This is a genomic window from Kitasatospora sp. NPDC088861 (assembly GCF_044750105.1).
Lineage (GTDB): Bacteria > Actinomycetota > Actinomycetes > Streptomycetales > Streptomycetaceae > Kitasatospora.
Map to the genome: position 1 here is coordinate 536,524 of NZ_JBIVJF010000002.1, position 14,637 is coordinate 551,160.

Below are 14,637 nucleotides of genomic sequence, written 5' to 3' on the forward strand. Positions count from 1 at the left end.
CGTGCGGTGGGGGCGCATCGATCCGCCCCCACCGCACGGCCCACCAACCATCTGCCCCACCCTCCCGCTTCGGGGGCGGGATGCCGGCCCGGCCGACGTCCCGCCCCCGTTCGCGGTTCACGGTGCGAGCGGCGGTTGACGGTCAGTCGTCGCTGTCCTGGTCCTGGCCTTGGTCCTGGTCGTCGCCCTGGTCGTCGCCGTGGCCGTGGTGCGCGGTGGCGCGGGCGAAGACCTGGGAGTCGGTGCTAGCCGGGCCGCCGGGGCCGGCGAGCAGGTTGCCGCTGGTCGAGCTGAACACCACCGTGCGGCCGCGGGCGTCCACGACCGGGTCGGTCGAGGAGCCGTTGCCGAGCGAGCCGTCCGCGGCGGTGGCGACCCGCTCGGTGCGGCCGGTGCGCAGGTCGTGGCGGTAGACGTCCCAGCCCGGGTGCTGCGGGCCCGCCACCAGGTTGTCGGCGGCGGAGGCGAAGTAGACCCAGCGGTTGTCGGCGGTGATCCGGGCGTGGTCGGAGGAGCCGACCGAGGTGGTGCCGGGCAGGCCGCCGCTGATCTTCGTCACGGTGCCCTTCCTGAGGTCCCGGACGTACAGCACGGTGTGGAACCGGTGGCCGCCGGTCGACCCGCCGGGCTCGGGCAGGGCGTAGATCGCGCGCCGCCCGTCGGGGCTGATCGTCGCGTCGAAGCTCGGGGCGCCGAGCTTGCCGTCGAGGTCGAGGCTGGCGGCGGAGATCCGGCCGGACTCCACGTCGTAGGTGTAGTAGGGGGCGGTCACCGGCCGGGCCAGGTTCGGCTGGGCCAGGCCCTTCTGCGCGCTGTGGGGCAGGGCCGGGGCGATGCCCGGGGCCAGCTCCACGTCGGCGGGGGCGGCGGCGCCCCCGGCGGCCGGGGCGGGGGTCTGGTCGGCGGGCAGCAGGTTGCCGGCCATGGAGGTGAAGCCGATGGTGCGGCCGTCCGCGCTGATCGTCGGGTGGAGGGACATGCCGTCGCCCGGCTTGCCGTCCACGCCGCGGGTCACCAGCTTGGTCTTCCCCGTCCAGCGGTCGGTGACGTAGATGTTGTAGTCCCAGGTGTAGGGCCTGGCCAGCGAGGGGGCGTCGCCCTGGAGGTCGGGGACGAGGTCCTTCCGGCTGGAGCCGAAGACCACGTAGCGGCCGTTCGCGCTGATCGAGGGCGCGTAGGAGGCGTGGAACTTGTCGGTGTCGGTGCCGGTGAGCCCGCCGCTGATCAGCTCGGTGCGGCCGGTCCTCCGGTCGCGGACGTACACCTCGTCGCGCCCCTGGACCTGCATGCCGGGCACCACGTTCTCGGCGTCGCTGTCGAAGGCGACGTAGCGGCCGTCGGCGTTGATCGCGACGTTGTCGGTGAAGCCGTTCAGCGCGCTGCCGTCGGCGGCCAGGTTGATCCGCTCGGTGCGGCCGGTCCTCAGGTCGCGGACGTAGGCGTCGCGGGCGCTCTTCGCGGGCTGGGACACCAGGTTCGTGGCCCAGGAGGTGAACAGGGCGTAGCGGCCGTCGGCGCTGATCGCCTGGCTCCACGACTGGTTGTCCGGCGCGGCGCCGTTCACCCCCACGCTGACCTGGACGGTGCCGCGCGGCGCCCGGTGGGCCCGGTCGGCCTGGGCGGGTGCGGCGGTCACGGCGAGTACGGCGGTGGCCGCGAGAATGCTGCCGCCGCCGGCCAGCCACCGGTTGCGGGTGGTACGGGTGCTGCGTGTCATGACGTCTGCCTCCCCGGGGGTCGCCCGGCCGGGCTCCCTCCCGGCGACGGGCTTTCGGGAGAGCCAATCGTCGGGAGGGCCGGTGGTCAACGCCCACGGGTGATCTCGGCCGAAAATACGTCAACGGACGTATGCGGCAGGGGAGTCAGGACGTCACAGGCGGCGCAGGAAGACGTCCAGGAAGGTGTTGGTGTCACCCGGCACCAGGTCGCCGTCCGAGGCGTCGAAGATCACCGTGTCGCCGGTGGCGTCCACGTACGGGCCGTAGGAGGAGGCGGTGCTCTGCCCACCGCTCCGGGTGAGGCTGATCCGCTCGATCCGCCCGGTCCACAGGTCGCGGCGGAAGATGTCGCTGGCGGAGTTGGTGTCGTCGGGGACGAGGTTCTCGGCGGCGGAGTCGAAGTAGACCCAGCGGTCGTCGAGCGTCATGACGCCACCGGAGGAGGACCACTTCGCGGTGGTGCCCGGCAGGTCGGTGTTGACCTTGGTGATCTTGCCGGTGGCCAGCTCGTGGACGTACACGTCCATCCGGATGCCGTGGGCCGGGGCGGGCGCCCCGCCGATGAACACCGGGAGGCTGTAGATCGCGTAGCGGCCGTCCGGGCTGATCCGGCCGTCGCGTCCGCCGTCGCTCAGCGCCCCGGTGCCGTCCAGGCTGGCGCCGGCGATCTTGCCGGTGCCGGCCTTCCAGACGTAGTACGGGTAGAACTTGGGCCCGGCCAGCTGGGGTGACCCGGCGCCGGGGGCGGAATCGGCGCCGGTGGCCGGGGCCGGAGTGCCCGGGAGCAGGTTCCCCGCCCGGGAGCCGAAGCCGACGGTCGAGCCGTCCGCACTGATCGTCGGACTGAAGGAGTTGTTGTCGGCGCCCTCGCCCTCCGTGCCGGAGGTGACCAGCCGGGTGGTGTGCGTCCAGCGGTCGGTGACGTAGATGTTGTTCTTGCCGCGCTTCACGCCCGGGGCGAGGTCGGTGCGGCTGGAGGCGTAGGCGACGAAGCGGCCGTCCCAGCTGAGGGTGGGGCTGTCGGCGGTGCGGATGCTCTGGTCGTCGGTGCTCGCCGAGCCGGGGGCGGTGATCAGCTCGGTGCGGCCGGTCCAGCGGTCGCGGACGAAGACGTCGTTGCCGTGCTTCGGCTGGCCGGGCAGCACGTTGGTGGCGGCGGTGCTGAACGCCACGTACCGGCCGTCGCCGCTGATCGCGGCCTGGTTGGTGGCGGCGTCCAGCTTGGAGCCGTCGGCGGCGACGCTGACCCGCTCGACGTGCCCGTTGCGCAGGTCCCGCACGTAGACCTCGTCCGAGTTCGGGGTGCCGGCCCCGGGCAGCAGGTTGGTCGCGGTCGAGGTGAACAGCGCGGAGCGGCCGTCGGCGCTCAGCCCGAGCGCGGACGAGGTGCCGTCGAGCTGCTCGCCCTTGGGCCCCTCGCTCACCCGGGAGGTGTCGCCCTTGAGCGGCCGGGCCTCGGCGGCGGGCATCGCGGCCCCGGCCACGGCGGCGGCCACCAGGACGCCGGCGGTGCGGGCCAGCCAACGGCGGGTTCGTGCAGTGGTCATGGACATCCTCCCCTGATGACGGCACCGGGCCCTCGTCACCCCCGTGGCCCGGCTCGGGAAGAGCCAATCGTCGCCCGGGCCGGGTGGTCAACCGGGCGAAGCGATCTCGTCCGGAAATACGCCACCGGTCGTATCGCCCCTTACGCGGAACCGGGTCCGGACCCCGCCCCGGCTCCGGGCCCGGTCCGGCTGACTCCGGCACGCTGGCAGAATTGGCCTGTGATCGACGCCCGACGGCTGCGGACCCTGCGGGCCGTGGCGGACCACCGCACCGTGACCGCCGCGGCGGCTGCCCTCTACCTGACCCCTTCCGCCGTCTCCCAGCAGCTGGCCGCCCTGGAACAGGAGACCGGCCACCACCTGCTCGCCCGCGAGGGCCGGGGGGTGCGGCTGACCGCCGCCGGGGAGATCCTGCTCGGCCACGCCGACGCCGTGCTCGCCCAGCTGGAGCGCGCCGAGGCCGACCTCGCCGCCTACAGCGCGGGCGTCTCCGGCGAGGTGACCGTCGCCTCCTTCGCCACCGGCATCGCGCTCGTCCTCGCCCCGGCGATCGGGCTGCTGGCCGCGCAGGCGCCCGGGGTGCGGCTCAAGGTGCTGGACGCGGAGGGCGACGCCAGCCTGCCGATGGTCCTCGACGGCCGGGCCGACCTCGCGGTGGCCGTCGAGTACCGGGGCGCCCCGCGCGCCGACGACGCCCGGCTCACCCGCGTCCCGCTGTACGCCGAGCCGTTCGAGGCGGTGCTGCCGCTCGGCCACCCGCTGGCCGCCGACGGCGCTCCGCTCGCCGTCGCGGCCCTGGCCGACGAACGGTGGATCGGCCCCTACCCGGGCAACCCCTGCCACGACGTCGTCCTGCTCGCCTGCGAGCACGCCGGCTTCCAGCCGCGCCTGGTGCACTCCTCCGACGACTTCCGGGCCGTCGTCGCCCTCGCCTCGGCGGGCGCCGGCGTCGCCCTCGTGCCGCGCTCGGCGCTGCGCGGCGTCGACCTCGGCCGGATCGCCGTCCGGCCGGTGGACAGCGAACTCGCCACCCGCCGGGTCTTCGCTGCCGTCCGGGCCGGCGCCGACGGGCACCCGCTGATCCGCCCGGTGCTGGACGCCCTCGCCGAGGCGGCCGCGGCGGGCGCCTGAGGGTCCGAGGTCGAGTGGGTCCGAGCTCGGGCGGGGCGCGGTGGGCGGCTGGGGTCAGGCGGGTCGGGGCGTCGTGCGCGTGCCGTTGACGACCGCCCGGAACATCCAGGACAGCCGGTCCTCCGGCGCCCCGGAGACCAGGTCGTCCCCGAGCGCGGCGATCCTCGGGTAGGTGGCGGCGGGCGCCGCGCGGAGCGCGTCGGTGAGCGCGGCCTGTTCCCGCTCCGCCTGCTCGCCCTGCCGGGCGGACTGCTCGGCGGCGGTGGCGGTGGCCACCTGGAGCAGCACGTCCACGCCCCAGGCCGCCTGCCCGTCCGGCACCCCGCCCTCGTGCAGCAGTGCCAGGACCGCCTCCACCAGGGCCAGGTAGTGCGGCCCGGACGGCCTCGCCACCAGTGCGGCGTGGGCGAGCGCCGGGTGCCGGAGCAGCACCCCGGTGCAGGAGTCGAGGACGGCGGCCAACCGCTCGCGCCAGTCCCCGGCCGCCGTCACCGGGCTCAGGTCCACCTCCCCGAGGTACTCCTCCAGGATCGCGGCGTGCAGTTCCGCGGCGTTGGCCACGTATACGTACAGCGAGGCCGGCCCGGTGTCCAGCTCCTGGGCCAGCCGCCGCATGGTCACCCGTGGCAGGCCCTCCGCCTCCAGCACCCGTACGGCGGCGGCGACGATCGCCTCGTGGCTCAGCGCGGGCTTCGCCGGTCGCTCGCGGCGGCTGCGGGGTCGGGAGGGGGAGCTCGTCATACCGGCCAGCCTAGCGACCGTGTTCGTGACGAACTAGTTCGCCGAAACGGCGCCGCCGTGCCGCCCGGCCGGCGGGGCGGGCTGGTTCGGGGCGGCGAACTGGTCGAGCAGGCCCTGGAGGCCGTCGGGGCCGAACATCAGCTCCAGGCTGGCGGCGGAGGCGGCGGCCGAGGCCTCGCTGCGCGGGAAGAGGGCGCGCTCGTAGGTGGTCAGGGCGGCCTCGGGGTCGCCGGGGTGGTGGGCGAGGGCCTTGCCGAGTTCGGCGCCGTCGAGCATGGCGAGGTTGGCGCCCTCGCCGGCGAACGGGGACATCAGGTGGGCGGCGTCGCCGAGCAGGGTGACGCCGGGGGTGCGGTCCCAGCGGTGGCCGACGGGCAGGGCGTGGATCCGGCGCGGGACCAGGTCGCCGTCGGCATCGGCGAGCAGGGCCCGCAGGCCGTCGGCCCAGCCGTCGAAGCCGGCCAGCACGGCCGCCTTGGCGGTGTCGGGGGCGGTGGTGTCGATGCCGTCCAGCCAGTCCTCGCCGGCCCGGACGGCGGTGTAGACGTGGATGCTGCCGTCGCCCTCGCGGTGGGCGAGGAAGCCGCGACCCTCGGCCACGGAGAGGAAGAACCCGCCGCCGACCAGGGCGGCCGCCTCGGGGTGCCGGGTGTCCGCGTCGTGCAGGTCGGCCTCGACGAAGGAGATCCCGGTGTAGGCGGGCCGGGCGTCGGACAGCAGTGGCCGGATCCGGGACCACGCGCCGTCCGCCCCGACCAGCAGGTCCGTGGTGACGGCCGTGCCGTCGGCGAAGGCGACCTGGTGGCGGCCGTCGCCCAGCGCGTGGGCGCGGACCACCTTCCGGCCCCAGCGGACGGTGCCGGCGGGCAGGGAGTCCAGCAGCAGGTCGCGCAGGCGGCCCCGGTCGACCTCGGGGCGGCCGCCGGTGCCGTCGTCCTCCTGCTCCAACCGGACGGCGCCGTCCGGTCCCACCACCCGCAGGGCCTCGCCGCCCGCGTGGACCAGGGCCAGGAACCGGTCGTGCAGCCCGGCGTCGCGCAGGGCCTGCTGGCCGGAGTCGTCGTGGATGTCGAGCAGGCCGCCCTGGGTGCGGGCCTCGGGTGAGGGCTCCAGGTCGAAGACGGCGGCCCGGATGCCGTGGACGTGCAGGACCCGGGCGAGCACGAGGCCCCCGAGCCCGGCTCCGATGACGGCGACGGGAACGTGCTGGACGGTCATGGCCACTCCTTGGGTCGGTGTCGGTCCGTGTCGGTCGGCGTGGGTTCGCCTCCCGTTCCTCCACGGTAACGAACATGTTCGTAACGAACAAGTTCGTCTCCTGGAGCGGCCTACCGGACAACCGGGATCCCCCCGGACGGGAGCGTGAGAACTTCACGATCCGGACGTGGCGGGATCACTGGCGCGCCGCGAGACGAGGCGGGCAGCCTCGGTGCCGGAGAACCAGCTGACGGGAGGCCGTCGCCCTGGTCCACCCCTCGCAACTGCCCGGCCCCGGCGTCCCCGGCGTCCCCGGCGTGCCCGGCGTGCCCGCGTACGTCGCCGACCACCCGCTCCCCGACACCACCCGCGCCGCCATCGACCGCACCAACTCCGCCCGGCTCTTCGCCGGGGCGGCGTTCCTCAAGTAGTGGCCGAAGGCCGTGGGGACCTCACTCCACGATCAGGTACCGCTGCGCGCTCGCCCCGCTGGCGCAGGTCCCGCCGTCGCAGCCGCCCTTGGCCTCGGTGAACGCGCTCCAGACGTAGATCCCGGGCGAGGGCGGGGTGTACAGGTAGGTCGACGCGTCCTGCCAGGGCATGTTCTGCCAGGTCCCGTCGGGCGACAGCACCGAGGCGTGGGAGGAGAAGCCGCTCGCCGTCCAGCTCAGCGAGACCGGCCGGCCGGCCTTGGCCACGGTCTGGTCCGCCGGGGCCAGCAGGCGGGGGACGGCCGGGGTGTCGTGCCCGGGGTCGGGCGTGGAGGAGCCCTTCGCCCTGACGAACAGGAACCGGTCCTCGGACCACGCGCTGCCGGTCTGTCCTTCGGCGGCGTTCGCGGTGCTCGCCTCCCACCGGTACAGCCCGGCGGCGGTGGGAGTGAACGTGCAGGCGGCGGAGCTCAGCCAGGCGGTGTAGCGGGGGGCGTCGTCGCCCAGCCCGGTGAAGACGCGCGACACCGCGGCGGCGTGGTCCCAGCTGAGCGTGACCGACTGGCCGAGCTCGATGACCGTCCGGTCGGCGGGCCCGGTGGGCTCGGGCGGGTGCGGAGTCCCCGCGGGCACGCTGGTCACCCTGGCCGGGGGCGAGGAGTCGGCCGGGGCGCCGCCGGACGGGAAGCAGTCCGGCGGCCCGGAGCCGCCGGTCATCACGAAGAGGCGGACGCAGACGGCGGCGGCGACGAGCACGAGGGCGAGCGGCACCGGCAGCCAGCGGAGCCGGTGCTTCCCGCCACCGGGCGGCGGGGCGTCGGGAGCCTGCCGGAGCTCGGTGACCGCCGTACGGGTGCGGTCGTTCGGGCCGTTCGGTGGCCCGATCGGCGGGGGTCCGGGGTGGGCCGGAGCCGCCCGCCGCTGCGCCGGAAGCCACGCCCCGGCGGGTGCGTCGTGCGCGGCCGGCCCGAACAGGTCCAGCAACTCGGCGGGGGTGGGCCGGTCGGCGGGATCGCGCGCCAGACAGGCGGCGATCGCCGGGCGCAGGGCCTGCGGGACGCCGCCGAGATCCGGCTCGGTGTGCAGGACCCGGTAGAGCATCACCTGCGCTGCACCGTGGCCGAACGGCGCGCACCCGGCAGCGTGGCAGAGCACGTGGCCGAGGCTGAACACGTCACAGGCCGGCCCGATCGCGCCGCCCGCGATCTGCTCAGGCGCCATGTAGCCGGGCGTGCCGACGACGACCTGGGTCCGGGTGATCGCGGTCCCGTCCAGCGCGCGGGCGATCCCGAAGTCGATGACGCGCGGCCCGTCGTCGGCGAGCAGCACGTTCGACGGCTTGAGGTCCCGGTGGATCAGGCCGACGGCGTGGATGGCGTCCAGCGCCTCGGCCAGCCCCGCCCCGAGGACGCGCAACGACGCTTCCGGCAGCGGGCCGTGGGCGGCGACCGCCTCGGCCAGGGACGGCCCCGGAACGTAGGCGGTGACCAGCCACGGCGGGTCGCCGTCCGGGTCGGCGTCGACGACCTGGGCGGTGTGGAACCCGCCGACCCGCCGTACGGCCTCCAGCTCGTGGGCGAAGCGCCGCCGGAACTCCGGGTCGGCGGCGAGCTCCCGGTGCACGCACTTGACGGCGACCAGCCGACCGCCCGGCGAACGCCCGAGGTACACCACGCCCATCCCGCCGCTGCCCAGGCGCCCGAGCAGCCGGTACCGGCCGCCGACCGTCGTCGGGTCAGTGGCTCGTAACGCCTCCACGACACCCCCGGTGGGCCACCGCGCAGCAGCCGGTCCCGTCGACCGGACCCCCGTGACGAACCCTCGCCTCATCCCAGCGCGTCGCGCGCGGGGCTGTCAATGCCGGCCGCCGAACACTCGGCGACCGGCGCCCCGGCGCGCGGCGTCAGATGCGCAGGGTCCGCAGGAAGCAGCCCGTGGCCGAGTCGCAGCCGGTGACGTAGAGCGAGTGGCCGTCCGGCCCGACGGAGAGGGCGTGCACACGCCACTCGGGGACGGAGAGGGACACGCTCTGGTCGAACCGGTTCTCGCCCGGCACGAACGTGTACAGCGGGGTGGGGAGCCTGTACTCGGGGCCGCCGAGCAGGTAGACGCGACTGCCGTCGGCGTTCATCGCCGGGTGGTGGTACTCGAAGTAGCCGGAGCCGTACTTCATGAGGTAGCGCACCTTGTCCGTGCCCGTGTCGAGCCCGATGCCCACGGAGTAGGTGCGGACCGACCCGAGCGCGAGCAGGAAGGAGCCGTCCGGGGAGAGCGCCAGCTCGTCCTTGGCCCCGGGGTCGACGACCGTGGTGGTGCCGAGTCCGGTCCCGATGTCGAGGCGCAGCAGGTCGAGGTTGGTGCCCGCGTAGAGGTAGTTGCCGTCGGGCAGGACGGCGAGATCGTTGACCGTGTGGCCGGTGACCGCCGTCTGGTCGATGAACTCCTGGTCGCCGGTGGAGAATTCCAGGATCCGGCCCGGCTCCTCCTGCCCGGCGGGGCCTGAGGGACCGGACTGCCCGACGTAGAGGGTCTCGCCGTCCGGGTCGGTGGCCAGACTGGTCGCCGCGCCCGGGGTCCAGCCCGCCGGGAGCTGCTGCTCCGGCGCGGCGACGCGGGCCTTGACCGTGTTGGTCGCGGTGTCGATGACGTAGACGGCGGAGCCGACTCCGACGTACAGCCGGTGGCCGTCCGGGCTGAGGGCAGGCCGCCCGTAGGGTGCCGGGTCGCCGAGCGGGAGGCGGGCCGTCACCGTGCCGGTCTGCGTGTCGACGGTGGACAGGTACACGCCCTGGCGCCCGCCGACCACGTCCGTCAGCACGAGGTAGACCGTTCGGCCGTCCGGACTGACCGCCTCGGTGACCTTCTCCCAGGTGAATTCCGCGATCCGGACGGCCCCCGGCACGCCGACGACGGGGCCGTCGGGAACGCCGGAGGGGGCCGCCCCCGAGGCCCCCGAGACGCCCGCCCCACCGAGCAGCAGCGCCACCGCCGTCGCCGCCGAGACGGCCCAGCGGGATCCGCGCCGTAGCGCGCTTGCCGAGGTCCTCATCATGTCCTCCCCTTGTCGGCCGGTGCGCCGCGCCGGGCACCGGATGGATCGAAGCCTAGGTGATTCCATTGCCATCGAATGGGACAACTATTAAGTGGTGAAGGAGGGTTGGAAGATCCGGCAGTGGCTGGTGGGGTGTGCGGCGCCGGCCTGCCGGGACCGTCGTGCCCACCGGAAACCGTTCGACCGCCGTGCTTCCACCGCGAGCCGGCGGGAGGTCAACTGGCGACCACCACCGGGTGAGTCCGTCTCCGTCGAATGAGAGAATCACCCCGGCCCGCGAATTCCGGCCCGCGAATTCCATTCCATGCGGCCGGAGTTACGACCCACCAAAGGAATCGCAGATGACCGACCTGCCGGCGCCCGCTCCCTTCACCACCGAGGACACCCTGTTCGGCGAGATCACCGTCCGCATCGAAGGCCAGCACCGGGTGACCGTCTCCGGGGATCGGATCCCCACCGCCGTCCTGGAGCGCGACCCGGGCAGCGAGCCGGACCCGCAGATCGCCATCGGCACCCGCGACACCGCCCACCTGACGCTGACCGTCGACGGCTCGCCGGTGCCGCTGCGGCCGGGCCGGGGCAAGCTCCGCCGGAAGTCCTACCGGGTCGAGACCACGTACGACGGCGCCGTCCACGTCCTCGTCCCGGACTCCATCCCCAGCAGCCGGCTCATGCGCGACGGCAAGCGCCTCGGCGACTTCTCCTGCGACGGCGACCAGATCGTCATCGTGGAGTGGCGGGACGGCGCCCCCGCCCGCCCCGCCGACGCCGCGATCGGGTACGTCCTCGCCTCCGCCTTCGGCACGGGCGGGCAGCCCACCTGGATGCTGGTGGTCGAAGGGGTCGCCGCCCTCATCCCCTGAGCCGCCGGGCCGGTCGCTCGCCGGCCCGGCGCCGTTGCGCGGGAGCGGGCGAATAGGGTGGGGCGGATGGTTTTCGGCGCATGAGTATGGAGATTCGTATGAGCTCGACCTCTGTTCCTGACGGCCTGCTCCCGGTCGGGGTGATCGGTCTCGGTGACATTGCGCAGAAGGCGTATCTGCCGGTCCTGGGCGGGTTGCCGGCGCTGGACCTGCGGTTGATGACCAGGGACGGGGCGAAGCTGGACCGGATCGGTGACGCGCACCGGATTGCGCCGGAGAATCGCTTCACCGATCTCGGGGAGTTGATCGGGAGCGGGATCCGGGCGGCGTTCGTGCACGCCGCGACCAGCCAGCACGTTCCGATCGTGGAGCAGCTGCTGACGGCCGGTGTCGACGTCTACGTCGACAAGCCGCTCGACTACACCGTCGACGGTGCCCGCCGGCTCGTCGACCTCGCCGACCGGACGGGCCGCTCGCTGATGGTCGGCTTCAACCGCCGGCACGCGCCCGGCTACGCCCAGGCCAAGGAGCGCCCCCGCGACCTGATCGTCCTGCAGAAGAACCGCGAGGGCCTCGCCGAGGCCGCCCGCTCCCTGGTGTTCGACGACTTCATCCACGTCGTCGACACCCTGCGCTTCCTGGCCCCCGGCGAGATCGAGCACGTCGACGTCCGCGCCCGCGTCCGGGACGGGCTGGTCGAGCACGTCGTCCTGACCCTCGGCGGGGACGGCTTCACGGCGCTCGGCATCATGAACCGGCTCTCCGGCTCGACGGAGGAGATCCTGGAGGTCTCCGGCGCCGACTCCAAGCGGGCGGTGCACAACCTCGCCGAGGTGATCGACCACCGCGGCCAGCCCACCGTCCGCCGGCGTGGTGACTGGGTGTCCGTCGCCCGCCAGCGCGGCATCGAGCAGTGCGTGCTGTCCTTCCTGGACGCCGTCCGGGCCGGCAAGACCCTGGACGCGCACGACGCGCTGCGCACCCACGAGCTGTGCGAGCTGATCGTGGAGCGGATCGAGGCGGGCTGAGGGGACGTCGAGGCAGGTTGAAGGAGCGGGCTGAAGGACCGGGCTGAAGGGACGGGGATAGGAGCGGGGGTAGGAGCAGGGGCAGGGGCGGACGCCGAAGCGGAACCAGAAGTTCACTGACGGGGTCTTGTCGCGTCATTTTCTACGCGCGTATCTTGGGGTCGCCGCGGGGGACGGGTGACCGGCTTCCGCTTCATCTACGCGGGTAGCGCGTGCCATGGGCACGCCGCCTGACCATGCGTCACGGCCCGGCGGCCGCAGACCCGCCGGGTGGACGACGCGCCCTGTGCCCCGCTCCACCCTCGACCGCCGTGCCACGACCGTGCCGCACGGTGGAGCTAGGAGTCATGCCCCGGTGACCACCGCCCCCGCTCCCCGCCCCCGCCGGGCCCTGCTGCGCGCCGCGATCCTCCCGGCCGGACTGGCCGCCTCGCTGGTGCTCGTCCCGCTGCCGGCCGCGAACGCCGCGCCCACCGCCGCGAACGCCGCGCCCACCGCCGCGAACGCCGCCGCCCCGGCCGGGCCGACCGAGGCCGGACCGCTGCGCATCCACGACATCCAGGGCACCACCCGGATCTCCCCGCAGGCCGGGAAGCCCGTCACCGGCGTGCCCGGCGTCGTCACCGGCGTGCGCGCCTACGGCAGCGCCAAGGGCTTCTGGATGCAGGACCCGAACCCCGACGCCGACCCGGCCACCAGCGAGGGCATCTTCGTCTACACCGGCGGCAACCCGACCGTGAAGGCCGGCGACTCGGTCCTGGTCAGCGGCAAGGTCACCGAGTACTACCCGAACTTCGCGGGCGGCTCGCAGTCCGTCACCGAGCTCACCGGCCCCGCCGTCACCGTGCTGTCCTCCGGCAACCCGCTGCCGGCCCCGGTGGTCGTGGACACCCGCAACATCCCCGGCACCTACGCCCCGCCGGCGCCCGAGGGCGGCAGCATCGACGCGCTGCCGCTCGACCCGGAGAAGTACGCCCTGGACTTCTACGAGTCGCTGGAGGGCATGCTCGTCCAGGTCAAGGACGTCCGGGTGATACAGGCGACGGACAAGTACAACGAGCTGTGGGTCGCCGCCGACCGGCAGGACCAGCGCAGCAAGCGCGGCGGCGTGCTGTACGAGTCGTACGCGGAGCCCAACGTGGGCCGCCTGATGGTGCAGCAGCAGGCGGCGGTCACCCCGCAGCAGCCGTTCCCGGTGGCCAACGTGGGCGACGTGCTGACCGGCACCACCACCGGCCCGCTGGACTACAACCAGTTCGGCGGCTACACCCTCGTCGCCGGCACCCTGGGCACGCTCCAGGACAACCACCTCCAGCGCGAGGTCACCGCCAAGGCGGCCGACCGCGAACTCGCCATCGCCACGTACAACGTGGAGAACCTGGCCCCCGGCAACCCGGACGCCAAGTTCGCCGAGCTGGCCCAGGGCATCGTCACCAACCTGCGCTCGCCCGACATCGTCGCCCTGGAGGAGATCCAGGACAACAACGGCGCCAAGAACGACGGCACGGTCGACGCGAGCCAGACCGTCGCCAAGTTCATCGCCGCGATCAAGGCGGCCGGCGGCCCGGCGTACGACTGGCGCTCGATCGACCCGCAGGACGGCAAGGACGGCGGCGAGCCGGGCGGCAACATCCGGCAGGTGTTCCTGTTCAACCCGCAGCGGGTCTCCTTCACCGACATCCCCGGCGGCGCCGCCACCAGCGCCGTGGACGTCGCCGGCAGCGGCGCCACCACCGCGCTGACCGCCTCGCCCGGCCGGATCGCCCCGGCCGACGACGCGTGGACCAACAGCCGCAAGCCGCTGGTCGGGCAGTTCTCCTTCCGCGGCAAGAAGGTCTTCGTCATCGCCAACCACTTCAACAGCAAGGGCGGCGACCAGGGCATCGACAGCCGCTTCCAGGCCCCCACCCGCAGCTCCGAGGTGCAGCGGGTCAAGCAGGCCACCATCGAGCAGGCCTTCGTCGCCAAGCTGCTGGCCGCCGACAAGGAGGCGCGCGTCGTCTCGCTCGGCGACTTCAACGACTACCAGTTCTCGCCCGCGCTGGCCGCGCTCACCAAGGACGGCGTGCTGCGCGACCTGGTGAACGAACTGCCGGAGACCGAGCAGTACTCGTACGTCTACCAGGGCAACTCGCAGGTGCTGGACCACATCCTGGTCAGCCCCGAGGTCGGCTACGCCAAGTACGACGTGGTGCACATCAACGCCGAGTTCGCCCAGCAGGCCAGCGACCACGACCCGCAGGTGGTCCGCATCAAGCCCTGAGCGTCAAGCCGTGACCGGTCTGCATCAGGCCCTGACCTGCGGCTATGCTGCCTTCGCCGGAGGTGACCACCGCCGGCGAAGGCGGCTGCGGCAGTGGGGGTCGGAGAGCATGCGGTACCGGATCGAGCGGATGGGGACCGAGGACTGGCAGCGCCTGCGGAAGGTGCGGCTGGCCCAGCTCCTCGACTTCCCGATGGCCTTCGGCGAGACCCACGCCGCGGCGCAGGCCCTGGGCGAGGCCGACTGGCGGGCCCGGACGGCGCGGGTGAACGAGCCGGGCAGCGTCGGCCTGGTGGCCGTCGACCCGGACGGCGAATGGGTCGGCACGATGCTCTCCGTCCCCGACCGGGACCAGGCCGCGACCGCCGTCCTGATCGGCGTCTGGGTGGCCCCGGAACACCGCGGCCGCGAACGCGGCGTGACGGACGCCCTGTTGGACGCCGCCACCGACTGGGCCCGCACCGAGGGCGGCGCCAAGCGGATGCTGCTCGGCGTGCACGAGGCGAACGCCCGCGCCGCCGCCTTCTACCTGCGCCGGGGCTTCACCTACACCGGCGGGGAGACCCCGTACGGGCTCGACCCGCGGGCCCGCATCCTGGAGATGGCCCTCCCGCTGGACTGAAACGCCCTGAGGCCGGCCGAACGGCCTTTCCCACGAAGCGGGTT

Annotated in this window: 11 protein-coding genes; 5 read left to right on the forward strand and 6 right to left on the reverse strand. The window is 73.9% G+C overall.

Going from position 1 to position 14,637, the window contains the following annotated elements; all coding sequences use genetic code 11:
• Nucleotides 1-142 precede the first annotated feature (142 nt).
• Together ACIP37_RS06080 and ACIP37_RS06085 are read right to left on the reverse strand one after the other, a co-directional pair.
• Nucleotides 143-1,717 (reverse strand): TolB family protein, encoded by a 1,575-nt coding sequence (locus tag ACIP37_RS06080; protein WP_400802853.1) that lies wholly within the window; start codon nucleotides 1,715-1,717, stop codon nucleotides 143-145.
• Nucleotides 1,718-1,870: 153 nt separating this feature from the next.
• Nucleotides 1,871-3,265, reverse strand: coding sequence for a TolB family protein (locus tag ACIP37_RS06085; protein ID WP_400802850.1), 1,395 nt, complete (start codon nucleotides 3,263-3,265; stop codon nucleotides 1,871-1,873).
• Between the two features lie 219 nt (nucleotides 3,266-3,484).
• Between ACIP37_RS06085 and ACIP37_RS06090 the strand changes: the two genes are divergently transcribed.
• Nucleotides 3,485-4,396: a LysR family transcriptional regulator gene (locus ACIP37_RS06090; RefSeq protein WP_363629755.1), complete on the forward strand. Its 912-nt coding sequence runs from the start codon at nucleotides 3,485-3,487 to the stop codon at nucleotides 4,394-4,396.
• Nucleotides 4,397-4,450: 54 nt separating this feature from the next.
• Here the strand turns inward: ACIP37_RS06090 and ACIP37_RS06095 are convergent, their stop codons facing one another.
• The 4 genes from ACIP37_RS06095 to ACIP37_RS06110 all read right to left on the reverse strand — a co-directional run bounded on the left by ACIP37_RS06095 (nucleotide 4,451) and on the right by ACIP37_RS06110 (nucleotide 9,814).
• Complete coding sequence (locus tag ACIP37_RS06095) at nucleotides 4,451-5,137, reverse strand: TetR/AcrR family transcriptional regulator C-terminal domain-containing protein (protein WP_363588867.1); 687 nt, start codon at nucleotides 5,135-5,137, stop codon at nucleotides 4,451-4,453.
• A gap of 33 nt (nucleotides 5,138-5,170) precedes the next feature.
• A complete protein-coding gene (locus ACIP37_RS06100) occupies nucleotides 5,171-6,355 on the reverse strand; it encodes an FAD-dependent oxidoreductase (RefSeq protein WP_400802846.1) in 1,185 nt (394 codons plus the stop codon).
• Between the two features lie 431 nt (nucleotides 6,356-6,786).
• Complete coding sequence (locus ACIP37_RS06105; protein ID WP_400802844.1) at nucleotides 6,787-8,523, reverse strand: serine/threonine-protein kinase; 1,737 nt, start codon at nucleotides 8,521-8,523, stop codon at nucleotides 6,787-6,789.
• A 145-nt stretch (nucleotides 8,524-8,668) separates the two neighbouring features.
• Nucleotides 8,669-9,814 (reverse strand): hypothetical protein, encoded by a 1,146-nt coding sequence (locus ACIP37_RS06110; protein ID WP_400802842.1) that lies wholly within the window; start codon nucleotides 9,812-9,814, stop codon nucleotides 8,669-8,671.
• A 344-nt stretch (nucleotides 9,815-10,158) separates the two neighbouring features.
• Here ACIP37_RS06110 and ACIP37_RS06115 point away from each other — a divergent pair, with 344 nt between their 5' ends.
• From ACIP37_RS06115 to ACIP37_RS06130, 4 genes are all read left to right on the forward strand, one after another.
• The gene (locus tag ACIP37_RS06115) at nucleotides 10,159-10,680 is read left to right on the forward strand and encodes a hypothetical protein (RefSeq protein WP_363588875.1); all 522 of its coding nucleotides are present in this window, start codon (nucleotides 10,159-10,161) and stop codon (nucleotides 10,678-10,680) included.
• A gap of 98 nt (nucleotides 10,681-10,778) precedes the next feature.
• Nucleotides 10,779-11,708, forward strand: a complete 930-nt coding sequence (locus ACIP37_RS06120; protein WP_363588877.1) for a Gfo/Idh/MocA family oxidoreductase — start codon at nucleotides 10,779-10,781, stop codon at nucleotides 11,706-11,708.
• A gap of 436 nt (nucleotides 11,709-12,144) precedes the next feature.
• Nucleotides 12,145-13,971, forward strand: coding sequence for an endonuclease/exonuclease/phosphatase family protein (locus ACIP37_RS06125; RefSeq protein WP_400803796.1), 1,827 nt, complete (start codon nucleotides 12,145-12,147; stop codon nucleotides 13,969-13,971).
• A 10-nt stretch (nucleotides 13,972-13,981) separates the two neighbouring features.
• On the forward strand, nucleotides 13,982-14,593 hold the full coding sequence (locus ACIP37_RS06130) for a GNAT family N-acetyltransferase (RefSeq protein ID WP_400802838.1): 612 nt from the start codon (nucleotides 13,982-13,984) through the stop codon (nucleotides 14,591-14,593).
• Nucleotides 14,594-14,637: the final 44 nt, after the last annotated feature.

What these genes read in the sequence shown, in the direction of transcription:
- ACIP37_RS06120 (WP_363588877.1), top strand. Translation starts at nt 10,779, where the DNA reads ATGAGCTCGACCTCTGTTCCTGACGGCCTGCTCCCGGTCGGGGTGATC.
- ACIP37_RS06100 (WP_400802846.1), bottom strand. Translation starts at nt 6,355, where the DNA reads ATGACCGTCCAGCACGTTCCCGTCGCCGTCATCGGAGCCGGGCTCGGG.
- ACIP37_RS06080 (WP_400802853.1), bottom strand. Translation starts at nt 1,717, where the DNA reads ATGACACGCAGCACCCGTACCACCCGCAACCGGTGGCTGGCCGGCGGC.
- ACIP37_RS06115 (WP_363588875.1), top strand. Translation starts at nt 10,159, where the DNA reads ATGACCGACCTGCCGGCGCCCGCTCCCTTCACCACCGAGGACACCCTG.
- ACIP37_RS06095 (WP_363588867.1), bottom strand. Translation starts at nt 5,137, where the DNA reads ATGACGAGCTCCCCCTCCCGACCCCGCAGCCGCCGCGAGCGACCGGCG.
- ACIP37_RS06085 (WP_400802850.1), bottom strand. Translation starts at nt 3,265, where the DNA reads ATGACCACTGCACGAACCCGCCGTTGGCTGGCCCGCACCGCCGGCGTC.
- ACIP37_RS06110 (WP_400802842.1), bottom strand. Translation starts at nt 9,814, where the DNA reads ATGAGGACCTCGGCAAGCGCGCTACGGCGCGGATCCCGCTGGGCCGTC.